Annotated in this window: 20 protein-coding genes; 12 read left to right on the top strand and 8 right to left on the bottom strand. The window is 71.7% G+C overall.

What is annotated here, in order from left to right; translation table 11 throughout:
• Positions 1 to 56: 56 nt before the first annotated feature.
• Both ACIP82_RS14795 and ACIP82_RS14790 read right to left on the bottom strand, forming a co-directional pair.
• Positions 57 to 518, bottom strand: coding sequence for a hemerythrin domain-containing protein (locus tag ACIP82_RS14795; RefSeq protein WP_363614162.1), 462 nt, complete (start codon positions 516 to 518; stop codon positions 57 to 59).
• Between the two features lie 95 nt (positions 519 to 613).
• Complete coding sequence (locus tag ACIP82_RS14790; protein ID WP_400653654.1) at positions 614 to 1,210, bottom strand: TIGR03086 family metal-binding protein; 597 nt, start codon at positions 1,208 to 1,210, stop codon at positions 614 to 616.
• A 179-nt stretch (positions 1,211 to 1,389) separates the two neighbouring features.
• Here ACIP82_RS14790 and ACIP82_RS14785 point away from each other — a divergent pair, with 179 nt between their 5' ends.
• The 3 genes from ACIP82_RS14785 (at position 1,390) to ACIP82_RS14775 (ending at position 5,633) form a co-directional block, all read left to right on the top strand.
• Positions 1,390 to 1,956: a DoxX family membrane protein gene (locus tag ACIP82_RS14785; RefSeq protein ID WP_400653653.1), complete on the top strand. Its 567-nt coding sequence runs from the start codon at positions 1,390 to 1,392 to the stop codon at positions 1,954 to 1,956.
• Positions 1,957 to 2,324: 368 nt separating this feature from the next.
• Positions 2,325 to 2,825 carry an RNHCP domain-containing protein gene (locus tag ACIP82_RS14780; protein ID WP_363614168.1) on the top strand — a complete coding sequence of 167 codons (501 nt, stop codon included), beginning with the start codon at positions 2,325 to 2,327 and terminating at the stop codon, positions 2,823 to 2,825.
• A 321-nt stretch (positions 2,826 to 3,146) separates the two neighbouring features.
• Entirely contained in the window at positions 3,147 to 5,633 is a 2,487-nt protein-coding gene (locus tag ACIP82_RS14775; protein ID WP_400653664.1) for a collagenase, read from the top strand.
• A gap of 124 nt (positions 5,634 to 5,757) precedes the next feature.
• Here ACIP82_RS14775 and ACIP82_RS14770 read toward each other — a convergent pair whose 3' ends face one another.
• Positions 5,758 to 6,519 carry a PP2C family serine/threonine-protein phosphatase gene (locus tag ACIP82_RS14770; protein WP_363614170.1) on the bottom strand — a complete coding sequence of 254 codons (762 nt, stop codon included), beginning with the start codon at positions 6,517 to 6,519 and terminating at the stop codon, positions 5,758 to 5,760.
• A gap of 272 nt (positions 6,520 to 6,791) precedes the next feature.
• Between ACIP82_RS14770 and ACIP82_RS14765 the strand changes: the two genes are divergently transcribed.
• The 4 genes from ACIP82_RS14765 (at position 6,792) to ACIP82_RS14750 (ending at position 10,860) form a co-directional block, all read left to right on the top strand.
• On the top strand, positions 6,792 to 7,904 hold the full coding sequence (locus ACIP82_RS14765; protein WP_400653652.1) for an LLM class flavin-dependent oxidoreductase: 1,113 nt from the start codon (positions 6,792 to 6,794) through the stop codon (positions 7,902 to 7,904).
• Positions 7,901 to 8,563, top strand: a complete 663-nt coding sequence (locus ACIP82_RS14760; protein ID WP_400653651.1) for an FMN reductase — start codon at positions 7,901 to 7,903, stop codon at positions 8,561 to 8,563. Before ACIP82_RS14765 ends, ACIP82_RS14760 begins: the two co-directional genes overlap by 4 nt.
• 372 nt (positions 8,564 to 8,935) lie before the next feature.
• Positions 8,936 to 10,054 carry a Dyp-type peroxidase gene (locus tag ACIP82_RS14755; protein ID WP_400653650.1) on the top strand — a complete coding sequence of 373 codons (1,119 nt, stop codon included), beginning with the start codon at positions 8,936 to 8,938 and terminating at the stop codon, positions 10,052 to 10,054.
• Complete coding sequence (locus tag ACIP82_RS14750) at positions 10,051 to 10,860, top strand: family 1 encapsulin nanocompartment shell protein (RefSeq protein ID WP_363614178.1); 810 nt, start codon at positions 10,051 to 10,053, stop codon at positions 10,858 to 10,860. The genes ACIP82_RS14755 and ACIP82_RS14750 overlap by 4 nt, the downstream gene beginning before the upstream one ends.
• 43 nt (positions 10,861 to 10,903) lie before the next feature.
• On the opposite strand, the gene ACIP82_RS14745 is transcribed toward ACIP82_RS14750, so the two are convergent.
• A complete protein-coding gene (locus tag ACIP82_RS14745) occupies positions 10,904 to 11,068 on the bottom strand; it encodes a hypothetical protein (protein ID WP_400653649.1) in 165 nt (54 codons plus the stop codon).
• A gap of 131 nt (positions 11,069 to 11,199) precedes the next feature.
• Positions 11,200 to 14,406, bottom strand: a complete 3,207-nt coding sequence (locus tag ACIP82_RS14740) for an AfsR/SARP family transcriptional regulator (RefSeq protein ID WP_400653648.1) — start codon at positions 14,404 to 14,406, stop codon at positions 11,200 to 11,202.
• A 274-nt stretch (positions 14,407 to 14,680) separates the two neighbouring features.
• On the opposite strand from ACIP82_RS14740, the gene ACIP82_RS14735 reads away from it, so the two are divergent.
• The gene (locus ACIP82_RS14735) at positions 14,681 to 16,900 is read left to right on the top strand and encodes an ATP-binding protein (RefSeq protein WP_400653647.1); all 2,220 of its coding nucleotides are present in this window, start codon (positions 14,681 to 14,683) and stop codon (positions 16,898 to 16,900) included.
• Here the strand turns inward: ACIP82_RS14735 and ACIP82_RS14730 are convergent.
• On the bottom strand, positions 16,815 to 17,453 hold the full coding sequence (locus ACIP82_RS14730; protein ID WP_363614186.1) for a hypothetical protein: 639 nt from the start codon (positions 17,451 to 17,453) through the stop codon (positions 16,815 to 16,817). The genes ACIP82_RS14735 and ACIP82_RS14730 overlap by 86 nt on opposite strands.
• Positions 17,450 to 18,694: a hypothetical protein gene (locus ACIP82_RS14725; protein ID WP_400653646.1), complete on the bottom strand. Its 1,245-nt coding sequence runs from the start codon at positions 18,692 to 18,694 to the stop codon at positions 17,450 to 17,452. Before ACIP82_RS14725 ends, ACIP82_RS14730 begins: the two co-directional genes overlap by 4 nt.
• Before the next feature lie 355 nt (positions 18,695 to 19,049).
• Between ACIP82_RS14725 and ACIP82_RS14720 the strand changes: the two genes are divergently transcribed.
• Complete coding sequence (locus ACIP82_RS14720) at positions 19,050 to 19,835, top strand: electron transfer flavoprotein subunit beta/FixA family protein (protein ID WP_400653645.1); 786 nt, start codon at positions 19,050 to 19,052, stop codon at positions 19,833 to 19,835.
• An 83-nt stretch (positions 19,836 to 19,918) separates the two neighbouring features.
• Positions 19,919 to 20,881: an electron transfer flavoprotein subunit alpha/FixB family protein gene (locus ACIP82_RS14715; RefSeq protein WP_400653644.1), complete on the top strand. Its 963-nt coding sequence runs from the start codon at positions 19,919 to 19,921 to the stop codon at positions 20,879 to 20,881.
• 79 nt (positions 20,882 to 20,960) lie between these two features.
• Here the strand turns inward: ACIP82_RS14715 and ACIP82_RS14710 are convergent, their stop codons facing one another.
• Positions 20,961 to 21,395, bottom strand: coding sequence for a hypothetical protein (locus ACIP82_RS14710; RefSeq protein ID WP_363608847.1), 435 nt, complete (start codon positions 21,393 to 21,395; stop codon positions 20,961 to 20,963).
• A gap of 234 nt (positions 21,396 to 21,629) precedes the next feature.
• Here ACIP82_RS14710 and ACIP82_RS14705 point away from each other — a divergent pair, with 234 nt between their 5' ends.
• Both ACIP82_RS14705 and ACIP82_RS14700 read left to right on the top strand, forming a co-directional pair.
• Entirely contained in the window at positions 21,630 to 22,781 is a 1,152-nt protein-coding gene (locus tag ACIP82_RS14705) for an acyl-CoA dehydrogenase family protein (RefSeq protein WP_363608845.1), read from the top strand.
• 132 nt (positions 22,782 to 22,913) lie between these two features.
• Positions 22,914 to 23,606: a TetR family transcriptional regulator gene (locus ACIP82_RS14700; protein ID WP_363608853.1), complete on the top strand. Its 693-nt coding sequence runs from the start codon at positions 22,914 to 22,916 to the stop codon at positions 23,604 to 23,606.
• Positions 23,607 to 23,611: the final 5 nt, after the last annotated feature.

Raw genomic sequence — 23,611 nt, 5'->3', positions numbered from 1 at the left:
CCGGCGGGCGCGGGCATGCTCCGGGCGGTGTCCCCCGGCCCGCAGGCCGCCGCCCGCTACGGTCCGGCCTCGGTGACCGCCGTCCGTTCCGCCCGCAGCCGCTCGCCGAGCTCGGCCCGGGCCTCGGCGGGCAGCGCCTTGCGGGCGGCGGGGAACAGCCGCTTCTCCTCCGCGGCCAGATGCCGGCGGACGGTGTCGGCCAGCCCCCGGAACAGCGCGCCGAAGGCCGGGTCGCCGGGGCCCAGGCCCTGGAGGTCGACGAGGTACTGCCCGATCGCGAGGTGGTCGTGGATGCTGGTGAACACCAGTGCCCCACCGTCCGGCACGTCGTGCTGAACGGCGGGGAAGAGGTACTCCTCCTCGGCGGCGCAGTGGCTGAACAGCAGGTCGGTCAGGGCGACGAGCAGCTCGCCGCGCTCGGCCGCGCCGTCCGGGGCAGCCTCGGCCCGGTCGAGCAGTTCCGTCACGGCCCGGTGGTCGGCGGTGAACTCGCCGAGGATGTCCGGCCTGCGGCTCATGGCGCACCCGCCTTTCGTCCGGTGCTGGCCCCCCGACACCTCCAGTATCCGGCGTCGCGCGCCACGCCGGGCAGCCGGTCCGGGAAAACCGCAGGTCAGGGCCGGTCACGCCGCCCGGTGAGGGCGAGCAGACGGGCCTGCGGGCCGGCGCCGGCCGGCACCCGCAGCGGCGGGTCGAACAGGCCGCTGCCGGAGAGGTTCCCGTACCCGGTGAACTCGCCGAGCGCGAACTCCACCAGGCCGGCCGGCAGCCGGGTGCGGCGGCGGATGCCCTCGGCGAGGTCCCAGGTGTGCACGACGGCGTCCGAGGTGAGCTGGTCCAGGTAGTACTGCGCGGAGACGTCGCCGTACGACAGGTGGACGGTCAGCTCGGTGGCGCCCGGTACCGCGAAGGCCTCACGGGCGGCGTCGGCGGCGGCCGTCCAGGCGGCGACCGGGTCGTCGCCGAGCACGTCGCCGTCGAAGCGGCCGCCGACCTCGGCGATGGTCGAACCCATCAGCAGCTCGGGCACCCAGAGCTGTTCGCCGGTGAGGTGGTTGACGAGATCCCGGACGGACCAGTCGGCGCACGGCGTCGGCGCGTCCCACTGGCGAGGGGTGACCAGCCGGACCCGGTCGCCGAACGCGGCCAGGGCCTCGGCGTACGGCGTGCCGGACCGTTCGGGCGGTTTCTGTTCGCTGCGATGAGCCATGCCTCCACCCTGCCCCGGGTTCCGGCCGGTCCGCGACCCGCGGGCCGGAGACCGTGTTGTTCAAATTCGAACTTCCAGGTACCGTCGAATGGCGGCGGTTCGAATTTGAACTACATCCGAACCAGGTGACCGCGACCAACCCTCATCGCCCCGACTGACCCCGATTGATGGAGACGCGCATGCCGAGCACCAGCCCGAGCACGACCGCCCCCACCACCGTCCTCCCGGGCCGGGCCGCCCCCGCACCCGCGACGACCTCCCCGCACGCCTATGACGCCGGCCTCCTGTTGCTGCGCCTCGCCCTCGGCCTGACCATGGCCGCGCACGGCAGCCAGAAGCTGTTCGGCTGGTTCGGCGGCGGCGGCCTCGACGGCACCGGTCAGTTCTTCACCATGAGCGGCTACCCGGCGGGCAACGCCATGGCCGTTGTCGCCGGTCTGACCGAGACCCTGGGCGGGCTCGCCCTCGCGGCCGGCCTGCTCACCCCGCTGGCCGCCGCCGCGATCCTCGGCACCATGGTCAACGCGATCGCCGTCACCTGGGGCGGCGGCTTCTTCGCCCCCAAGGGCAACGAGTACGAGCTGCTGCTCACCGCGGGTGCCGCCGCGCTCGCCCTGACCGGTCCCGGCCGCTACGCCGTGGACCGCTTCCTGCCCGTGCTCCGCGCGCACCGGCTGGCGTACGGCGCCGCCGCCGTCGTGGTGGGCCTGGCCACCGCCGGCGTCATCCTGCTGCTGCGGAAGTGACCGCTCCGCGCGGGTGACCCGCCCGGCCCCGGTGCGAGCCGGAAATCCGCTTGCACCCGGTCGGGCCGCCGGGTTTGAGTAGGGGCTGCCGGTCGTCCGACCGGCAGCCCCTGCCGTGTGCGAGCGGCGGGCCCCGGCGATGTGGTGAAAGTGGTGGGTTTGTGCCCCGGCTGACAGCGAGCGCTCTCCGTGCACCCCTGGTGGAGCCCGCACCGTCCGGCCCGGCACCCGCCCGGCTCGGCTGAGGGCCTTCGCCGCGCGTCCGAGGCCTGTGGCCGACGGCCCGCGACGCCACCCCGGGGTGGCCGGACCGCGCTCTGTTCTTCCGAGCCGCCCAGTCCGCCCGCATCCCGCAGGGAGCCCCCGACGTGTCCCGACGACACCGACCGCCACACCCCCGTAGCCGCACCGAACGCCCCACCGGCGACGCCGGTCGCGCCGAGTACTCCGAGTACGCCGAGTTCCGCGCGTACGCCCGGTCCCGCCGTTACGACCCGCAGGAGCCGGCGGCCGGCCCGGGGCCCGAGCGGGCCGCCGAGTCGTTCCGCTGCCGGCACTGCCGCCTCGACGTGTCGATGCGCGCACCCGGCACGGCGCACCGCAACCACTGCCCGAACTGCCTCTACAGCCTGCACCTCGACGACCGCGTCCCCGGCGACCGGGCGTCGGGCTGCCGGGCCCGGATGGAGCCGATCTCGATCTCCGTGCGCGGTGGCGGCGAGTGGGTCATCATCCATCGCTGCACCGCCTGCGACGAGTTGAGCGCCAACCGGACGGCCGGTGACGACAGCCCGCTGCTCCTGCTGCGGATGGCGACCCGGCCGTTGGCCCAACCTCCGTTCCCACTGGAGCGGTTGGCCGGGCTGTAGCTCCGGCGGGTTTCCGCCGGGCCTTTGACGGCCGCCGTGACGACGGCTGACGCCTCGTCGCGGCGGCCGTTCGTCGGCACCTCCCGGGTTCGGCCCGGTCTCTTGCCGTCAGGGGCCTTCCACGGTCATGTGATGTATGCCATGGTACATGTCACACTCCCCACCGTGTGCGCGACAGAGCCACCCCCTGGGCTCCGCCGCAACGGTCCTCACCCCTGTACGGCCGCGCCCCCACGCGGTCGAAGATGGCCCGGAGGCCCCCACGTGAGTACCGCACGACGCCTACAACTACCTCAGATAGCAAGGCTGTTGACGATCGCCATGGCGTTCTTCCTGGCGCTCGGCCTGTTCGCCCCGCGCAGCCAGGCCACCCCCGTCCCGGCCTCGCCGCAGTCCGGCAGCGCCGCTGCCGCTCCCACCGACCCGGCCCCGCAGCCCGGCCTCGGTGCCGTCCGTGACGGCCACAGTGACAACAAGCCCGTCCCGGCGCGCGAGCGGGCCCCGCTCGCGCTCACCCCGGACCGGCGCGGCGGTGAGCAGCAGGCCGCCAAGGCCACCGGCCGGAGCGCGCCCGCCGCCGAACAGCCCTGCAATGTCGGGGACTTCACCAGCCGTACCGGCAGCGCCCTCGTCCAGCAGATCAAGTCCGTCGATCTGGACTGCGTCAACGAGCTGTTCGGTCTCACCGGCACCGACGCGTACGGCGCGTTCCGCGAGGCCCAGATGGCCACCGTGGCCTACGCCCTGCGTGACGCGGCGGGTTCGTACCCCGGCGACAACACCACCTCCGTCGAGCAGTTGGTGCTCTACCTGCGGGCGGGCTACTACGTGCAGTGGTACAACCCCGCTGCCGTCGGCACCTACGGGTCTGCCCTGCAGACCGCGATCCGCAGCGCGCTCGACGCGTTCTTCGCCGCCTCGCACTCCCGGGACGTCAGCCCGGCCAACGCCGCGATCCTGGGCGAGGCCGTCACGCTGATCGACAGCGCGCAGGAGAACGCCCGCTACATCTACGTGGTCAAGCGGCTCCTGACCGACTACAACAGCGCCACCTACAACCCGAGCGGCATGGCCAACGCCGTCAACAGCGTCTACACCGTCCTGTGGCGCGGCCACCAGAACGCCGCGTTCGTGAGCGCCGTTCAGTCCGACCCCAGCGTGCTCGACACGATGTACAGCTTCGCCGTCACCAACAACGACCAACTCGGCGGCGACTACGGCTCGCTGGTCTACAACGCGGCCCGTGAGCTCGGCCGCTTCCTCCAGTACGCGCCGCTCCAGGCCAAGGTCCGCCCGCTGGACCGGGCCCTGGCCGCCCAGGCCTCGGTCTCCGGCCGCACCGCCTACCAGTGGGCCGCCGTCGCGGAGATGGCCGACGCGTACGACGCCGGCAACTGCGCCTACTACGGCACCTGCGACGCCGCGAACCGCCTCAAGGCCGCCAACCTCACGGTCTCCTACACCTGCAGCCCGAGCATCCGCATCCTCGCCCAGGCGCTGAACAGCACCCAGCTCACCAGTGCCTGCACCAGCCTGACCGGCCAGGACGCCTACTTCCACACGGTGGCCCGCGACAACGGTCCGGTGGCGAACGACAAGAACACCGCCATCGAGGTCGTGGTCTTCCACTCCTCCTTCGACTACGGGGTGTTCGCCGCCATCATCTACGGCATCGACACCAACAACGGCGGCATGTACCTGGAGGGCGACCCGGCCACGGCCGGCAACCTGCCGCGCTTCCTCGCCTACGAGGACGACCGGGTGCGCCCGAACTTCCAGATCTGGAACCTCAACCACGAGTACACCCACTACCTCGACGGCCGGTTCGACATGTACGGCGACTTCGACGCCGGCATGACGACCCCGACCGTCTGGTGGGTCGAGGGCTTCGCCGAGTACGTCTCCTACTCGTACCGAAAGGTCGACTACGACGCGGCGATCGCCGCCGCGGCCCGGCACACCTACAGCCTCAGCACCCTGTTCGACACCACCTACAACAACGCCGACACCGAGCGGGTCTACCGCTGGGGCTACCTCGCCGTCCGCTACATGCTGGAGAAGCACCGCTCCGACCTGGACGCCGTGCTCGCCAAGTACCGTACGGGCGACTGGAACGGCGCCCGCGCCTACCTGACCGGCACCATCGGCACCCGCTACGACGCCGACTTCGACGCCTGGCTGACCGCCTGCGCCAACGGCGCCTGCGGCGGCACCACCAACCCGCCCGGCAACCAGCCGCCCACGGCCGCCTTCACCGCCGCCGTCAGCGGGCTGACCGCCACCTTCACCGACGGCTCCACCGACGCGGACGGCACCATCGCCGCCCGCGCCTGGAACTTCGGTGACGGCACCACCTCCACCGCCGCCAACCCGTCGAAGACGTACGCCGCGCCCGGCAGTTACACCGTCACCCTCACCGTGACGGACGACAAGGGTGCCACGGCTACCACCAGCCGCACCGTGACCGTCGCGGGCCTGTCCGAGTGCACCGGCTCGGACACCCGCCAGCTCGACCGCAACTGCCGTCGTAGCAACGCGGCGGCCACCACCGGCAACTACGCGCACTTCTACCTGTACGTCCCGGCCGGCACCCGGCAGCTGAAGATCACCAGCAGTGGGGGCACCGGCAATGCCGACCTCTACTACAACAGCGGCGGCTGGGCGTACACCAACGCCTACACCGCGCGCTCCGTCAGCGCGGGCAACGGCGAGACCCTCACCGTGACCGACCCGCCGGCCGGTGCGGTGTTCATCAGCCTCTACGCGCAGCAGGGCTTCGGCGGGGTGAGCATCACGACCGAGTTCTGACCGGCGACCCCGGGCAGGCCCGGCCGGCTACGAGCGACCCCGACCGGTCAAGGCCGACGGCGGCCCCGGCGGAGCGCGTCCAGCGCCCCGCCGGGGCCGCCCGGCTGCCGGGCCGGCCGCCCGTTCACTCGCCGATCCGCACCAGCGCCAGCGTGATGTTGTCCGGTCCGCCCGCCTCGATCGCCGCCCGCCAGAGCTCGAACGCGGCCCGCCCGTCGGCCCGTTCGGAGCCCTCGTAGGGCCGCGTCAGCACCTCGGACAGCTCCTCCTCCGGCAGCGGGTCGGTCAGCCCGTCGCTGCACACCAGATAGCGGTCGCCGACCGCCAGCGGCGCGCTGCGCACATGCGGTTCGACGAAGGTCAGGCCGAGCGATCCGCCCAGCGTCTGGGTGACCACCGAGGTGGTGCGCCGCCCGGGCGGCAGCGGCGGGCTGTCGTCCACGCTGAGCCGGCGCAGCCCGTCCCCGGCGATCCGGTAGACCCGGCTGTCGCCCACGTTGAAGACCACCGCCTGGTCCGGCAGCAGCACCACACCGGCGACGGTCGTCCCCATCGCGGCGAGCTCCGGCTCACCGGCCGCGGCGGCGTACACCGCCCGGTTGCAGGACTGCAGCCCCTCCCGGACGGCCTCCTCGCCGTCCAGTCCGGGCCCGGCGGTCGCCAGCCGGCGGGCCACCAGCGCACTCGCCACCTCGCCGCCGGGGTGTCCGCCCAGGCCGTCCGCCACCGCCACCACGCAGGGCGGGCCGAGCGGGAACAACAGTGTCTGCGGGTTGGTGGTCACGGTGGCGCAGAGTGTCCACGGCCCGACCGTCAGGCTGTCCTCGTTGTGCTCCCGCACCAGGCCCTCATGGCTCAGCGCGCTCACCGCGATATAGGCCGTCATCGGCTCGCCGCCCTTCCGGATACCCGGGCCGGCCGTCCCGGCACCCCCCATTGTCGCGCGCCACGGGCTCGGCGGCCCGGGCACCGGGGTCCACGGTCTGTGTGCCCCGCGCCGGATCGGCGCCGCCCTGGCCGCCTCCGCGCCCGCCGTGTCGGAGCGGACGGCGGTTCGGGGGAGGCCGGGAACAACGGCGGGCGGGCCGGTGCTAAGATGGTTGAAACTTTGACGATCGGGTCCTGAAGCCCGGGCCCACCTGGAGTGTGGTGAGCAGCATGCAGTTCGGAATCTTCACCGTCGGCGACGTCACCCCTGACCCCACCACCGGCCGTACCCCGACCGAGCACGAGCGGATCAAGGCGATGGTGGCCATCGCCCGCAAGGCCGAGGAGGTCGGCCTGGACGTGTTCGCCACCGGCGAGCACCACAACCCGCCGTTCGTCCCGTCCTCGCCGACGACCATGCTCGGCTACATAGCCGCGCAGACCGACCGCATCATCCTCTCCACCTCGACCACCCTGATCACCACCAACGACCCGGTGAAGATCGCCGAGGACTACGCGATGCTCCAGCACCTCGCGGAGGGCCGGGTGGACCTGATGATGGGCCGCGGCAACACCGGGCCGGTGTACCCGTGGTTCGGCAAGGACATCCGGCAGGGCATCCCGCTCGCGATCGAGAACTACGCGCTGCTGCACCAGCTCTGGCGCGAAGAGGTGGTGGACTGGCAGGGCCGCTTCCGCACCCCGCTGCAGTCCTTCACCGCCACCCCGCGCCCGCTGGACGGCGTCCCGCCGTTCGTCTGGCACGGCTCCATCCGCAGCCCCGAGATCGCCGAACAGGCCGCCTACTACGGCGACGGCTTCTTCGCGAACAACATCTTCTGGCCCAAGGAGCACTTCCAGAAGCTGGTCGACCTCTACCGCGAGCGTTACGCCCACTACGGCCACGGCACGGCCGAGCAGGCGTACGTGGGCCTCGGCGGGCAGGTGTTCATGCGGAAGAACTCGCAGGACGCGATGCGGGAGTTCCGGCCGTACTTCGACAACGCCCCGGTGTACGGGCACGGGCCCTCGCTGGAGGAGTTCACCGAGCAGACCCCGCTCACCGTCGGCAGCCCGCAGGAGGTCATCGAGAAGACGCTCACCTTCCGCGAGTCGTTCGGCGACTACCAGCGCCAGCTGTTCCTGATGGACCACGCCGGACTGCCGCTGAAGACCGTGCTGGAGCAACTGGACCTGCTCGGCGAGGAGGTCGTCCCGGTGCTGCGGGCGGAGTTCGCCAAGGGGCGGCCGGCCGGCGTCCCGGACGGTCCCACCCACGCGGCCCGGGTGGCGGCCGAACTCGCCGCGCGGCAGCAGGAGGAGACGACGGAGGTGGCAAAGTGAGCACGCTCAGGCTGGTGGTGGTCAGCGCCGGGCTCAGCAAGCCGTCCTCGACGCGGCTGCTGGCCGACCGGCTGGCCGAGTCGACGGTCCGGCAACTCGACGGCGCCGCAACCGGTGTCGACGTCACGGTGATCGAACTGCGCGACCTCGCCACCGACATCGCCCACAACTTCGTGACCGGCTTCCCCGGGGCCGCGCTGCGCGGGGCGATCGAGGCGGTGACGGCGGCGGACGGGCTGATCGCCGTCACGCCGATCTTCACCGCCTCCTACAGCGGCCTGTTCAAGTCCTTCTTCGACGTGATCGACCACGACGCCCTCGCGGGCAAGCCCGTGCTGATCGCCGCCACCGGCGGCACCCCCCGGCACTCGCTGGCCCTGGAGCACGCCGTGCGGCCGCTGTTCGGCTATCTGCGGTCGGTCGTCGTGCCGACTGCGGTGTACGCGGCCACCGACGACTGGGGCGCTGCGGGGGACCGTCACACCGGCGGCCTCCCGGCCCGGATCGACCGCGCGGCGGGCGAGCTGGCGGCCCTGCTGGCCCGCCCCGCTCCGGCCGGCGCGGACCGGCCGGGGGCCGGTCGGGCGGCTGCCGCGCGGTCGGCCGGCGCGGAGGCCGTGGTGCCGTTCGCCGAGCAGCTCGCGGCCCTGCGGGTCTGAGGGCGCGCGGGCTGGACGAGGGGCGGGCTTCGGCCCGCCCCTTCCGCGTACCCGGGCACGGGCCCCGTGTGCACCCCGTGGCTCCGTGACCCCGCTGCTCCGAATGGCCCGCACCGGACGGAGCGTTCGCCGAGGGCCATTCGGGTGCGTGTTGGCTGCGCCTAAATGTCCACTATGCGATGTAATCGTATACATGATCAGCTTTCCGCTGGCCCGGCACGTCTTCATCGGGCCGCCGGCCCGCCCCCTGGATCAAGGGGGCCGATCTTCGCCGACCACCGCGCCGAGGGGGAGGCCGCACGGACGGCCTGAGGGCTGTCCGATCGCCGTCTCCCCGTCCTGTCGCCTTGTCCTGCCGTCCTGGAGCCCGTGATGCCGCCCGAACCGTCCGCCGCACCGCCCCAGCCGTCTCCACCGTCCGCGCCGTCTGCGTCGTCGGTGCAACCCCAAGCCGTGCTCACCCCGCTCACCAGTGCGGCGGTCTTCCTGGTGCTCACCGTGGACCCGGGTGGTGAACAGGCGGTCCGAGACCTGCTGCCCGACCTGGCCGGCCTGCGCCGGTCGGTCGGGTTCCGGGCCCCGGAGGGCGGGCTGACCTGCGTCACCGGCATCGGCTCCGACGTCTGGGACCGCCTGTTCAGCGGCCCCAGACCCGCCGGACTGCATCCCTTCCAGGAGGTGACCGGCGCCCGCCACCGGGCCCCGGCCACCCCCGGCGATCTGCTGCTGCACCTGCGCGCCTCCCGGATGGACCTCTGCTTCGAGCTGGCGAGCCAACTCACCGAGCGGCTCGCCGGCGCGGCCACCGTGGTCGACTCCGTACAGGGCTTCCGCTACTTCGACGACCGGGACCTCATGGGGTTCGTCGACGGGACGGAGAACCCCGAAGGCCGGGCCGCCGAGACCGCCGTCGTCATCGGGGCCGAGGACGAGGCGTTCACCGGCGGCAGCTACGTCATCGTCCAGAAGTACCTGCACGACCTCGCCGCCTGGAACGCCCTCCCGGTGGAACAGCAGGAACGGGCGATCGGCCGCACCAAGCTGGCCGACATCGAGATGGACGACGAGGTGAAGCCCCCCGACTCGCATGTCGCCCTGACGACGGTCACCGGACCGGACGGGGAGGAGCGCCAGATCATGCGCTTCAACATGCCGTTCGGATCCTTCGGCGGGGGAGGGGAGTTCGGCACCTACTTCATCGGCTACTCGCGTACCCCCGAGGTGACCGAGGAGATGCTGCGGAACATCTTCGCCGGCCGGGAGCCCGGCCGGCACGACCGCATCCTGGACTTCTCCACCGCCGTCACCGGGTCGCTCTTCTTCGTCCCGACCGCAGGCTTCCTCGACTCCCCGCCGCCCGCGCCCGCCGCTCTTCCCGCCGCTGCTTCCGCCGCTGTTCCCGCGACCCCGCGCACCGCGCTCAGCACCGTTCTCCGTACCGCCGACGGCTCGTTGGGCATCGGCAGCCTGAAAGGGATCTCCGCACCATGAACAACCTGCACCGGGACCTCGCCCCCATCTCCGCCGCGGCCTGGGAGGAGATCGAGGAGGAGGCGCGACAGACCTTCAAGCTCCACATCGCCGGCCGCCGTGTGGTCGATCTGCGGGGCCCGGACGGCACCACCCTCGCCGCCGTGGGCACCGGCCACCTGACCGGCATCAGCCCACCGGCGAACGGCGTCCTCGCGCACTCCCGCGACGCCCAGCCCCTGGTCGAGCTGCGCGTCCCCTTCACCGTCGCCCGCTCCGCCGTCGACTCCGTCGAGCGCGGAGCCCGGGACGCCGACTGGCAGCCCGTCAAGGACGCGGCGCGTGCGATCGCCCTCGCCGAGGACCGCGCCGTCTTCGAGGGCTACCGCGCCGCCGGAATCGAGGGAATCCGCGTCGGCGCCACCAACCCGCCCATCCAACTCCCCGAGGATGTCCGCGAGTTCCCGAACGCCGTAAGCCGGGCCCTGACCGCCCTGCGCCTCGCCGGGGTGGGCGGCCCCTACTCACTCCTCCTGGGCGCCGACACCTTCACCGCCGTCAACGAAACCAGCGACCACGGCTACCCGGTCCACAACCACATCGCCCGCCTCCTCGACGGCGACATCATCTGGGCCCCCGCCATCGAGGGCGCCTTCCTGCTCTCCACCCGCGGCGGCGACTTCGAACTCGTCCTCGGCCAGGACGTATCGGTCGGCTACCTCTCCCACGACGCCGAGACGATCCAGCTCTACCTCCAGGCATCGCTGACCTTCCTCATGCACACGGGAGAGGCCGCCGTCGCCCTGGGAAGCGCCACGAACACGTGAGCGCCGACCGGCTGGTCAGCCGGTCGGCGCTCGAAGGTGCTGGCTAGACCCCTCGTGCGTCCACTATCGCCCAGAGCGGCTGGTGGGCGGTGAGCCTTGTGGATTCGTCGCCGACCACAGTCTGATGCTGGTGGGCGGGCGGGTCGAGGAGGGGCGAGCCGAGGGCGCCCAGCGATCCGAAGGCGAGCAGGATCGTGAGCGTAGCCAAAGCCGACTTGAGCATGAAGGAGCCTAACGTTCTAGTGGTGCGGTGGTCGTTCGAGTGAATCATAGAGGTGGACGACCAGATTGGGATCACTAGAACAGGGAAAAGGATCTTCGCAGCGAAAGTGATCGAAATTATTCCCCCAGGGACTCCAGCATGATCGTTAGGCGTCCGAGAGTGATCGGATCTGTCACTTCAATTGCCTGAAGAAGATCAAGAGCACGCTGAATCGAGGCCCGGGCGTCTTCGGTCTGCGCGGTGTGCACCTGGATCTCGGCCAGGGCCTCCCATGCCCGGACTTCCTCCTCGCGGGCCTGGAGTTCCTGTGCGAGCGCGGCGGCGGCCTTGAGGTGCTCCATGGCCCGTTCGATGAGTCCGAGCCCGTGCTCGGCCTCGCCGAGTCCTCGGAGTGCGCGGGTTTCCTCGCGTGCCGCGCCGACCGACTGGACGAGTTCAAGCGCCTTGCTGTGGTGTGCCTTCGCTTGACTGTGGTGGCCGACGGAGCTCAGGATGGCGCCGAGTTCGTTGTGTGCGTCGGCTTCGTTTCGAGGGCTCTTGAGTTCACGGAACGTGGCGAGGGCCTCGTGGCACAGCGACATGGCCCGGTCGAACTCCTGTGGAAGGTCGAGGGTGGCGGCCAAGTTGATCTTGACCGTGGCGAGGTCCGTGCGAGATATTTCGCCCTGACCCATCCTGAGGATCTGCTCGAATGCGCGCTGTGCGGACTTCCGGTCACGCATTCCTAGATGAAGTTCGCCCATGTTGTTGAGGATTTTGAACTCGAGGCTTAAATCAGGAAAAGATTGGGCGTGGGGAAGAGCGTCGGTGAAGGCCGCGAGGGCTGCTCGGTAATTACCCATGCAGAGATGGATGACGCCGATATTGCTCAGAAAGCGTGCCGTGTTCCAGTGGTCCCGGCCCTCCTTTCTCTCGTTCATTGCGTCCTGCTGAACGGCCAGGGCGGACGCAAGATCGCCCTGGTTCCAGTACAGTTCCCCGATCTTGCCCAGCGTCTCGGCGGTGGCGTTGATGTCGGCGACGCTCCGTGCGACGGAGAGCGCGTGTTTCAGGACCTCCCACGCCTCCGCGTAGCGGGACGCGTGAATGAGTGTCGTGCCCAGGTCGATCAGTGCCCATGCCTCATGGCGGGCGTTCCCGGTGGTCCGCCAGTGCAGCACCGCGGGCACCTGCATCTGCCGCGCCTCGGCCCAGTGTCCTTGGGTGTCGAGGTGGGCCGCGAGGAGGTGTGCCAGCCACGCGCTCGCCTCCGGAAGGCCGAGCTGTCGTGCGTGTTCCTCAAGGGCGGTGAGGGAAGCGTGTTCGGTCTCCAACCAGGTTCGGGCGCAGGCCGGGTCATCGAGTTCGAATCTGAACAGCACTTCTGTGGAATAAGCAAATTGATCGGGTGTTGGATAACTGAGTCGCGGGCGATGCGGGTGGAGCAGGCGGTCGGCGCGATCGGTCGCGTGGATCGTGAGGCCGAGTAGACGGCGGATCGAGGCGTCCCGGGATTCGGCGCTCTCCTCCTGTTCGGCGAGGAAGGCTGCGTACTCGCGGATCAGGTCGTGGAACTGGTAGCGCTCAGGAGACCGCTCTTGAATGAGGTGGTGGAACATGAGGTGTTCGAGGATCTGATCCGTTCGGTCGGGGGACTGCCCGATGAGGGCGGCTGCGGTGTGCACCCCGAAGTCCGGCCCGGGATGCAGCCCGAGCCTGCGGAACGCCTCGCGGTGCTCGTCGGGCAGTGACAGGTACGACAGCTCGAAGGCCGAGGCGATGGTTGCGGAACTGTCTCTGATCTCGTCGAGACGTCCCGTCTTGCGGGAGAGGCGGTGGATCAGATGGTCAAGGGACCAGGAGGGTCGGGCCTTGAAGCGGCTCGCGGCCAACTCGATGGCCAGAGGGAGCAGTCCACACTGATGGACCACGTCAACAACCTTGTCGCGGCTATCGGCTCTCTCGGCCCCTACCAGTCCGCTGAAGAACTCGACGGCGTCATCGACCAGTAATACGTCGAGGAAGAGTGGCCGGGCTCCGGGAAGCTCGGCGAGGCGCCGGCGACTGGTGACGATTATCAGGGACGACGGGGAGTCGGGCAGGACCGGGCGGATCTGCTCTGGGCTGCTCGCGTCGTCGAGGACGAGCACGGCGCGCCGTTCCGACAGGAGCGTTCGGCAGAGGGCTCCGAGCTCGTCCGATTCCAGGGGGATCGATGCGGCCGGCACTCCCAGGAGGCGCAACAGCGAGGTCGAGACAGCGTCCGATGTGAGCGGTCGTTGTGAACCGGCGTGTGCACGCAGGCCCAGGTAGAACTGGCCGTCGGGAAAGCTGCTGCGAAGGAGGTGTGCCACGTTCAGGGCGACGACCGTCTTTCCGACCCCGGCCATGCCGGAGATGGACTCGACCGTGAGGACTCCTCCGCCGTCGGTGTGCGCCGAGTGGTTGGACAGCAGATGCCGGAGTTCCGCCTCCCGGCCGACGAGCCTTTGGCGGGCAGGGAGATTGGAGGGACTGTGCGGAGGCTCTGCGGTGGACCTGTCCGATGACGGCCGGGGTCTCGCGAGCAGTTCGGTGACCGGTGCAACCCGGAGAACAAGCTCGTGGAGCCGGTTCAGCTCCGGGCCGGGGGCGGTGCCGAGTTCGGCGCGTAGGAGGCGGACGACCGCGGGGTAGACGCCGAGTGCCTCGGCCTGGCGGCCGGAGCCGTAGAGGGCGGTCATCAGGTGGCCGGCGAGGCGTTCGTCGGTGGGGCGCTGTTCGCGGAGGGCGGTGAGCTCGGGGACCAGGTCGCTGAAGCGGCCGAGGCGCAGTTCGACCTCGACGCGCAGGAGGGTGGTGGCCAGGCGCTGATCGGTCATGGTGGTGCGGGTGGCCTGGGCCCACGAGCCGGGGAGGCCGGCCAGTGGCTCGCCGCGCCACAGCTCCTCGGCGCGGCTCAGCACGGTGCGGGCCTGGGTGTCCTCGCCGTTGTCGGCGAGGGTGCGGGCCCGGCGGGAGAGGTCGGTATAGCGGTGCCAGTCGATCAGCTGGGGGTCCACCCTGAGTACGTACGTGTGCGATTGGGTGTCTATTTCGGCGGCCTCACCCGGGTGGTCCAGTCCTTTGCCCTCGGTGGCCCTGAGGAGATTGCCCCGAAGGCGTGACACATGGCTGTAGAGGCTGCCAACCGCGCTTGGAGGTGGGTCTTCACCCCAAAGGCGGTACGCAAGTGATTCATGGGACAGCGGCTTGCCGACATCCAGCGCCAAGGCCGCCAGCAGGAGGCGCTGCTTGCCCGGACCAGGCGGCAACACCCTCCCGTTCACCGACAGTTCAACTGAACCAAGGAGATGGAACTCCAATTCGACGCCCCCCGCCGGTTGGCTACCAGCTTGCCGTGTCGCAGGTGAGCATCGCATGTCTCCGGGGGCTCGGGCTATAGCACTGGGCCTGTTCCGGGAGTAGCGCTTCCAACGAATTCTCGATATGACTGTGATTCATGTGGTAGTGGCTGTACGGTAATTGATCAACTCAACGGCGCCACCACTCGGATGCTTTGGTCTGCGGGCGGGGGAAACCGATGGCACCAACGGCACCAATGGCACCAACGGCGAACGCGGGCGGCGGGGGCCGCCGGTGAGTGAGGCGGATCTTCCGGCGTCGGTCCAGCGGAACTCGATCGAGGACGCCCGCGTCACCGGGACCGTGGTGCAGGCCGGGGCCATCCACGGCGGGGTTCACCTGCACGCGCCCGCGCTTCCCGTGCCGCGGCAACTCCCGCCGGTGCCCAGACGGCTGGTCGGCCGGGAGGGTGATCTCGCGGCGCTGGACGAGTCGTTGGGGGTGTCGGTCGCGGAGCCCGCGGCGGCGGATGTGACGGTGGTGGTGACCGGGCCGGCCGGGGTGGGGAAGACGGCGCTGGCCGCGCAGTGGCTGCGCGGGCTGTCCGGGCGGTTTCCGGACGGACAACTGTACGCGGATCTGCGCGGGCATGCCCCGGGCGGGCCGGTGGATCCGGTGGAGGCGCTGGGCGGGTTCCTGCGGGCGTTCGGGGTCGGTCCGGTGCCGGGGAACCTGGCGGAGGGCGTGGCGCTGTGGCGGTCCGTGGCGGCGGATCGCCGGATCGCGGTGCTGCTCGACAACGCGTCCACGGCCGCGCAGGTCCGCCCGCTGCTGCCGGGTTCGGAGCACGCGGTGGTCGTGGTGACGAGCCGCCGCCGGCTGACCGGGCTGGGGATAGACGGCGCGGTGTTCCACCCGCTGGGGCTGCTGGCGCGCGCCGCGTCCGCGCAGATCCTCGCCCAACGGGTGGGCGAAGGCCGGGTGGCCGCCGAACAGGCGGCCGCGGCCGAGGTGGTGGAACGCTGCGCGGACCTGCCCCTCGCGATCTGCCTGGCGGCCGCCCGGATCGCGGCGCGCCCGGTCCAGCGGCTCGCGGTCACCGCGCGGGCGCTGGGGCAGGATGCGGATCGGCTGGCGACACTCGACGTGGAGGGGGAGACCGTGCGCAACGTCCTGGACGCGTCCTTCGAGGTGCTGGAGGCGGACGCGGCCCGGCTCTACGGCCTGCTGGGGCTGCTGCCGTTCGCCGAGTTCACCCTGGAGGTGGCCTGTGTGGCCGGCGACCTGCGGGCGCCCGAGGCGGATCGGCTGCTCGACGGGCTGATGGATGTCCATCTCCTGGAGGAGCTGAGCGACGGCTGCTTCCGCTTCCACGACCTGGTGAAGCTGCACGCCCGGGCCTGCGGCGAGCCCCTGCGCGACGGTCCGCCCGGCCGGACGGCCGCAGACCGCGTCCTCGACTGGTACCTGGCGTCCGCCACCGCCGCCGAGGAGCTCATCAGCCCCAGCCACCGCACGCTGCCCCGCGACTACGCGGGTCAACCGGCCCGCCCGGCAAGGGTGTTCGAGGACGAGGCCGAGGCGCTCGGCTGGCTGGACGTCGAACGCGACCGGCTGATGGCCGCGCTGCGCTGGGCCGCCGAGACCGGTCGGCACGCCACGGCCTGGCAACTGGCCGACGCCATGTGGCCGTTGTTCCTGCGCTTACGCCCGGCGCGGCTCTGGGTGGAGGCGCACCGGACCGGTCTGGCCGCCGCCCGCGCGGCCGGCCACCGGGCGGGCGAGCTGCGGCTGCTCACCTCGGGCGGCCACGGGCTGCGCAACGCCCGGGAGGACGAGGAGGCCGCCGACTGGTTCGCCGAGGCGCTCGAACTGGCGCGGTGCTCGGCCGCCCCCCTCGCGGAGGCGGACGCGCTGTACGGCCTGGGCCAGACCCACCGGACGGCGGGCCGACTGGCCGAGGCGGCCGGTTGCCTCGACGAGGCCGCCGGGATTCGGGCGGCGAAGGGCCTGGTGCGGGGCGCCGCGCTGGCCCGGCTGAGTCTCGGCGACGTCCTGCTCGCCGCAGGGCGTGCGGAGGAGGCCGTCGGCATCATCACCACAGCCCATCGGGAGCTGGCCGAGATCCCGGACGCGTACGAGGCGGCCCGCGCGCTCGCGTTCCTCGGGCAGGCGCACAGCGCGCTCGGCGCGTACGGGCCCGCCGAGCGCTGCTTCGCGCAGGCGCTCGACGGGTTCCGGGCCGGACGCGCGCGCCTCTGGGAGGCGCGGGTGCTGGAACTCTCCGGCGAGCTGGAGCGGTTGAGGGGCCGGACGGCCGAGGCGAGGGCCCGGTTCCAGGCGTCGTTGACCGGTTACCGGGAGCTCGGCGCGCCCGATGCGGCCAGACTGGCCGGCCGCATCGGTGCGCTGGACGACGGTCCGGGCCTCACCCCCCGCCCGGGCGATCCCGGCGGTCCCGGCGACCCTGATGGCTCTGATGACTCCGATGGGCCGCACGCGGCGGACGGCTGAGGCAGGTGTCGAGCAACTCGTAGGAGTAGTAGGCCGAGGTGGCCATGCCGGTGAGTTCGGCCAGCCCGCGGCCCGCCGCGAGCCAGGCGTGCGCGAGCGAGCCGATGGCCAGCCGCTGCCAGGACGAGCGCGGGCCGCTCGTGCCGTCCCGCAGACGCATCGCCAGCCGTCCGCCGGTGCGGGCGAGGACGAGTACCGTCCCGGCACCGCAGTCGGCGGTGACCACCGCGCAGCCGGGGTGGGTGCGCAGCGCCTCGGTCAGCTGTTCCAGCGCGCCCTCCGGGGTGGCCGTGCCGAGGTGGAGGACGTCGGCGTGGTGGCGCCACCGGGCGGCGTCCGGCCCGGTGAGGTCGAGCGCGAGGTGCTCGTCCACGAAGGCGCGCCGGGGCTGGTCGGCGCCCGGGTCCGGTGGCAGGCAGCTGGTCAGCAGACCGTGGCAGGCGCCGGCGGGGGAGTGGATCCGGGCCTCGAACAGCGTGGCGGGGAGCCCGGCCGACGGCACCAGACCGTCGGCCGGGGTGAGGCGCACCGTGTGCAGTGCGGCCACCGTCATGCCCGCCCGGAGGCGAGCGGCACCGGTGCCGGCGGGCCGTCGAGTGGGGCCGGCAGCGGCAGCGCCGGGGGCTCAGGTTCGTGGGCGGGCTGGCCGAGGCCGACCACGCGGTAGAGCAGCCGTCGCATGTTGCGGTCGAACCGGCCGGGCTCGGAGGTGATCCCGTCGGCGATGGCGGCGTACTCCTCGGGGCGGTACTGCGCGGCCGCGTAGGCGAGTTGGCCGGTCAGCGGGTGGGTGGGGTCGAGCGCGGGCGCGGTGCGGGCCAGCAGCGCGCCCGGCGAGCGCGGGTTGACGTCCCGGTACGGGTACTGGGCCAGCAGGATCGGCGCTCCGGTCATCGCGCCGTAGAGGGTCACCGAGCCGTGGTCGCCGATGATGAAGTCGGCGGCGACCAGCAGCGGCCGCCAGTCCGCCTCCGGCGGGATCACCGTGACCGCTCCCCGCGCGGTGGCCATGGCCCACGAACGGACCTGCCAGGGGCTGTGCGCGGCGGCCACGTTGGGGTGGACGAGCAGGGCCGTCCGGTAGCCGTGCCGGGGAAGTTCCGCCGCCAGCCGGGGCAGTACCGCGTCGAGCCGGGTGAACAGCGAGCCCGATCCCCAGGTGGAGCAGACCAGCACCAGCTTCTCGTCGGGCCGCAGCCCCAGCGCCGCCCGGTGGCGCTCCCGCGCGGGCAGGGCGGCGGCGATCCGGTCGTAGCAGGCGTCGCCGACGACCTCGGCGACCGGCAGCGCCTCCGGGCAGCCGCGGGCCAGCTCGGCGAGGTCGTCCTGGTGCGCCAGCGCGTACGACTCCGGGACCACCCGGCCCTTCCAGACGACGTACTCCGGCCCGAGTCCGCTGGCGGTGCGCTCGCCGCCGGGGCCGGGCGTGCGGGACAGCTTGATGTGCCGCGCGCCGTGCGGCAGCCGGACCAGCGGCCCGTGCAGCTGCTCCAGCCCCTGCGAGCCGGCGGCCAGTACCAGGTCGAACTCGCGCCGGACGGCCTCCTCCCACGGCAGCACGGTGCCGCCGAGCAGCCGGATGTGCGTCTCGGCGCCCCCGTTGAACGCGTGCGGCGCCACCGTGAACGTCACGTGGATCCGCAGGTCCGCGCCGAGCAGGGTGTAGATGTCGTGGAGCCGCTGGGCGTACACGGCGGTCTGCGCGACCACCAGCACCTCCTTGCAGCCCGGCAGCGTCGCCCATCGCCGGCCACCGCCGACCGTCGTGTGCTGTTCCCCGTGCACCAAGGTCATCTCGTTCCCCCTCCTTGATCCCGGTCGGGGCCTCCGATCGGTTGCCCCGCCGGGGGTGTGCCCGCGAGGTCTGGCGGATTCCATGCCGCGTTCTGGACGGTGCTTGCGGAAACCTTGCCGCGCGGCTGCGGGCCTCTCGACGACGGGCGAAGGGTACTGAGTTCCTTTACGCGGGGTACTGAGTGCCGTATTCTCTCGGTGAAGCCTCTGACGTCAGTCGAAGAGAGCCGACACGGCATGCCGGTCCAGGCGGCGCTTGCTGCTCGCAGGGTGCGGCCGGGCCGGACTTGGCACTCAGTACCCTGGGCATGACCTGAGGCCATGGACCAGTGCACCCGTTACAGGAGAACCGCTCATGAGCTTGAGGATCGTTGTCTGTGTGAAGTACGTGCCGGATGCGACGGGGGACCGTCGTTTCGCGGAGGATCACACCACCGACCGGGAGGGCGTGGACGGCCTTCTGTCGGAGCTGGACGAGTACGGGGTGGAGCAGGCGCTGCGGATCGCGGAGGCGAACGAGGGTGCCGGGGTGACGGTGCTGACGGTGGGGCCGGACGATGCGAAGGACGCGTTGCGCAAGGCGTTGTCGATGGGTGCGGACCGGGCCGTGCACGTGAACGACGAGGGTGTTCACGGTTCGGATGTGATGGGGACGTCGGCGGTGCTGGCGAAGGCGCTGGAGCGGACGGGGTTCGATCTGGTGATCGGGGGGATGGCGTCGACGGACGGGGCGATGGGTGTGCTGCCGGCGCTGCTGGCGGAGCGGCTGGGGGTGCCGCAGGTGACGCTGTTGTCGGAGGTGTCGGTCGCGGGTGGTGTGGTGCGGGGGCGTCGGGACGGTGACGCGGCGACGGAGCTGGTGGAGGCGGCGCTGCCGGCGGTGGTGTCGGTGACGGACCAGTCGGGTGAGGCGCGGTATCCGTCGTTCAAGGGGATCATGGCGGCGAAGAAGAAGCCGGTGGAGTCGCTGGATCTGGATGATCTGGGGATCGGGGCGGGCGAGGTCGGTCTGGGGGGTGCGTGGACGGCGGTGGAGTCGGTGGCTGCGCGTCCGGCGCGGACCGCGGGCACGGTCGTCAAGGACGAGGGTGAGGGCGGCAAGGCGCTCGCCGGGTACCTCGCCGCGCAGAAGTTCATCTGAGCCGGCGCACCCGAGCCGTCTGAGCCGGTTCCACCCGGCCCCCACCCAGCCTTCCCACCACCCACGTACGGAGACATAGCGCAATGGCTGAGATTCTCGTCCTGGTGGACCACGCCGACGGTGTGGTCCGTAAGCCGGCCCTCGAACTGCTGACCCTGGCCCGCCGGATCGGTGAGCCGTCGGCCGTCGTCCTCGGTGCCGGTGCGGCCGCCGCCGAGATCGCCGCGAAGGCCGGCGAGTACGGCGCGGCGAAGGTGTACGTCGCCGACGGCGCCGAGTTCACCGACCAGCTGGTCGTCCCCAAGGTGGACGCGCTGGCCCAGATCGCCAAGGGCGCGGAGGCCGCGGCCGTCCTGGTCACCTCCTCCGGCGAGGGCAAGGAGGTCGCCGCCCGCGTCGCCCTGCGCCTCGGCTCCGGCCTCATCACCGACGCCGTCGACCTGCGGGCCGGCGACAACGGTCCGGTCGCCACCCAGTCGGTGTTCGCCGCCTCGTACACCGTGGACTCGCGCGTCAGCCACGGCGTGCCGGTGATCACGGTCAAGCCGAACGCGGTGGCCCCCGAGACGGCTCCGGCGGCCGGCGCGGTGGAGAACGTCACCGTCGCGTTCACCGGCAACGCCGCCACCGTGACCTCGCGCACCCCGCGGGTCTCCACCGGCCGCCCGGAGCTGACCGAGGCCGCCATCGTGGTCTCCGGCGGCCGCGGCGTCGGTGCCGCCGAGGGCTTCGGCGTGGTCGAGGAGCTCGCGGACGCGCTCGGCGCGGCCGTCGGCGCCTCGCGCGCCGCCGTGGACGCCGGCTGGTACCCGCACAGCAACCAGGTCGGCCAGACCGGCAAGCAGGTCTCGCCGCAGCTGTACGTCGCCAACGGCATCTCGGGCGCCATCCAGCACCGGGCCGGCATGCAGACCTCGAAGACCATCGTGGCCGTCAACAAGGACCCGGAGGCCCCGATCTTCGAGCTGGCGGACTACGGCGTGGTCGGCGACCTCTTCGCCGTCCTCCCGCAGCTCACCGGCGAGGTGAAGGCCCGCAAGGGCTGACCCGCCCCGGCTCGTACGGCGGAGGGCGTGGCACCGGGTACCCGGTGCCACGCCCTCCGCCGTACAGGCCGGGCCGGCTCTACTCCGCGTACGCCGCCAGATGCTGGGTGAAACCGCCCTGGTTCGGTGGCAGCGGGCGCGGCTCGGCGGGCTGTGCCGGTACGGCCTCCTCCTGCGGCAGCAGGGTCAGTTCGGGGTGGTCGGAGCCGGCCGAGGGCGTCAGCCGGACCCGGGTGCCCACCGGAACGGTGCTGCGCAGCCCGCCGACGATGTACCAGACGTCGAAGCCCTCGTTCATCCTGATCAGCGACTTCTGCCGGGCCAGCGGCGTCCGCGCCTGCTCGACCGCGCAGCTGCGCACCACCCCGGTGCCCTCGCTCCGCTCCAGCCTCAGGTCGGTGGAGCCGCAGGTCGGGCAGAGCAGCCGCTGGAAGGTGGGGTTGCGGCACCACGTGCAGCGCTGGAAGTACAGCGGGGTGCTCCCGGTGTCGGTGTCGATGGCTGAGTGGACCACGCTGTCTCTCCCTGCGCTCGGACTGGGCTTTCCGCTGCGGCGCGGTGCGGCCGGGGGCGGCCCGGCTCTGGAGTCCGCACGACGGCGGCGCTGTACACCCGCTGTACGGCCCGCGTACCGCAGAAAAAGAATAGGGAACTCAGTGCCGCCCTGTGAAGGCACTGAGTTCCCTTTTTGCTGCACACATGCATAATGAAGGGTACTGAGTGCCGTCGTGAAACAGGAGTGCCGATCATGACCCAGGACTTCGACCTCTTCCGGATCTCCGAGGAGCACGGGATGCTCCGTGAGGCGGTGCGTTCGCTGGCCGAGGCGAAGATCGCGCCGTTCGCGGCGGAGGTGGACGAGCAGGGGCGGTTCCCGCAGGAGGCACTGGAGGCGCTGCGGGCGAACGATCTGCACGCGGTGCACGTGCCGGAGGAGTACGGGGGCGCGGGGGCGGACGCGCTGGCGACGGTGATCGTGATCGAGGAGGTGGCGCGGGTGTGTGCCTCGTCGTCGCTGATCCCGGCGGTGAACAAGCTGGGTTCGATGCCGGTGCAGCTGTCGGGCTCGGAGGAGCTGAAGACGAAGTACCTGGGGGCGCTGGCGCGGGGGGAGGGGATGTTCTCGTACTGCCTGTCGGAGCCGGAGGCGGGCTCGGACGCGGCGGGGATGCGCACGCGGGCGGTGCGGGACGGGGACTCCTGGGTGCTGAACGGGGTGAAGCGGTGGATCACCAACGCGGGCGTGTCGGAGTTCTACACGGTGATGGCGGTGACCGACCCGGAGCTGCGGTCGAAGGGGATCTCGGCGTTCGTGGTGGAGAAGGGCGACGAGGGGGTGTCGTTCGGTGCGCCGGAGCGGAAGCTGGGGATCAAGGGGTCCCCGACGCGTGAGGTGTACTTCGACAATGTGCGGATCCCGGCGGATCGGATGATCGGTGCGGAGGGGACGGGGTTCGCGACGGCGATGCGGACGCTGGACCACACCCGGGTGACGATCGCGGCGCAGGCGCTGGGGATCGCGCAGGGGGCGCTGGACTACGCGAAGGGGTACGTGGCGGAGCGCCGGCAGTTCGGGAAGCCGATCGGTGACTTCCAGGGCGTGCAGTTCATGCTGGCGGACATGGCGATGAAGCTGGAGGCGGCGCGGCAGCTGACCTACGCGGCGGCGGCGCGGTCGCAGCGCGGGGACGGCGATCTGACGTTCTTCGGGGCGGCGGCGAAGTGCTTCGCGTCGGACGCGGCGATGGAGATCACCACGGACGCGGTGCAGCTGCTGGGCGGGTACGGGTACACGCGGGACTACCCGGTGGAGCGGATGATGCGGGACGCGAAGATCACGCAGATCTACGAGGGCACCAACCAGATCCAGCGGATCGTCATGGCCCGCAACCTCCCGTAGCCCTGGGGCGGCGCCGCCCGGCCACCGGGTGCCGCGGTCCGACCGGGCGGAAAAGCCGATGCTATGTTCCCGGGAATGAGCGAGAAGGAAGAACAGGACCAGCCCATGAACGACGGGCCGTCGAAGCCGGCGATGCGCGAGGCGCTCGTTGCCGCAGCCTTCGAGCTCTTCCTGGAACGCGGCTTCGAGCAGACCACCATCGACGACATCGTCTCGCTCGCCGGGGTCGGCCGGCGCTCCTTCTTCCGCTACTTCCCGGCCAAGGAGGACGTGGTCTTCCCCGACCACGAGCGCAGCCTCGCCGAGATGACGGAGTTCCTGGAGTCCGGCAGCGGCGAGGAGGACCCGGTCAAGCACGCCTGCGACGCCGCCCGCCTCGTCCTGCGGATGTACGCCGAGCAGCCGTCCTTCTCGGTCCAGCGCTACCGGCTCACCCGCAAGGTGCCCGGCCTGCGCGCGTACGAGCTGTCGGTGGTCTGGCGGTACGAGCACACGCTCGCGCACTACCTGCGCGGCCGCTTCGCCGAGCGCCCGGACGGCGCGCTGCGGGCCGACGTGATCGCGGCCGCCGTGGTCTCGGCGCACAACCACGCGCTGCGGACCTGGCTGCGCTCGGGCGGCGAGAGCGACTGGATCGCCGAGGTGGACGCGGCGATGGCCTTCGTCACCGGCACCTGGAGCGACCGGTCCACCGAGGGCGCGCCCGACGGCGACGCGGAGCAGGACGACGTGGTGGTGCTGGTCGCCAGCCGGCGCGCGCCGCTCTGGCGGATGGTGCAGGGCATCGAGGGCGCGCTGGGGGAGTCCCACCGGATCCAGCCGTAGCAGGT

The organism is Kitasatospora sp. NPDC088548 (assembly GCF_044753005.1).
GTDB lineage: Bacteria > Actinomycetota > Actinomycetes > Streptomycetales > Streptomycetaceae > Kitasatospora.
This window is presented reverse-complemented; position numbering and strand designations above follow the sequence as displayed.

What these genes read in the sequence shown, in the direction of transcription:
- ACIP82_RS14795 (WP_363614162.1), bottom strand. Translation starts at nt 518, where the DNA reads ATGAGCCGCAGGCCGGACATCCTCGGCGAGTTCACCGCCGACCACCGG.
- ACIP82_RS14700 (WP_363608853.1), top strand. Translation starts at nt 22,914, where the DNA reads ATGCGCGAGGCGCTCGTTGCCGCAGCCTTCGAGCTCTTCCTGGAACGC.
- ACIP82_RS14775 (WP_400653664.1), top strand. Translation starts at nt 3,147, where the DNA reads ATGGCGTTCTTCCTGGCGCTCGGCCTGTTCGCCCCGCGCAGCCAGGCC.
- ACIP82_RS14765 (WP_400653652.1), top strand. Translation starts at nt 6,792, where the DNA reads ATGCAGTTCGGAATCTTCACCGTCGGCGACGTCACCCCTGACCCCACC.
- ACIP82_RS14705 (WP_363608845.1), top strand. Translation starts at nt 21,630, where the DNA reads ATGACCCAGGACTTCGACCTCTTCCGGATCTCCGAGGAGCACGGGATG.
- ACIP82_RS14750 (WP_363614178.1), top strand. Translation starts at nt 10,051, where the DNA reads ATGAACAACCTGCACCGGGACCTCGCCCCCATCTCCGCCGCGGCCTGG.
- ACIP82_RS14725 (WP_400653646.1), bottom strand. Translation starts at nt 18,694, where the DNA reads ATGACCTTGGTGCACGGGGAACAGCACACGACGGTCGGCGGTGGCCGG.
- ACIP82_RS14730 (WP_363614186.1), bottom strand. Translation starts at nt 17,453, where the DNA reads ATGACGGTGGCCGCACTGCACACGGTGCGCCTCACCCCGGCCGACGGT.
- ACIP82_RS14755 (WP_400653650.1), top strand. Translation starts at nt 8,936, where the DNA reads ATGCCGCCCGAACCGTCCGCCGCACCGCCCCAGCCGTCTCCACCGTCC.
- ACIP82_RS14770 (WP_363614170.1), bottom strand. Translation starts at nt 6,519, where the DNA reads ATGACGGCCTATATCGCGGTGAGCGCGCTGAGCCATGAGGGCCTGGTG.
- ACIP82_RS14720 (WP_400653645.1), top strand. Translation starts at nt 19,050, where the DNA reads ATGAGCTTGAGGATCGTTGTCTGTGTGAAGTACGTGCCGGATGCGACG.
- ACIP82_RS14790 (WP_400653654.1), bottom strand. Translation starts at nt 1,210, where the DNA reads ATGGCTCATCGCAGCGAACAGAAACCGCCCGAACGGTCCGGCACGCCG.
- ACIP82_RS14785 (WP_400653653.1), top strand. Translation starts at nt 1,390, where the DNA reads ATGCCGAGCACCAGCCCGAGCACGACCGCCCCCACCACCGTCCTCCCG.
- ACIP82_RS14715 (WP_400653644.1), top strand. Translation starts at nt 19,919, where the DNA reads ATGGCTGAGATTCTCGTCCTGGTGGACCACGCCGACGGTGTGGTCCGT.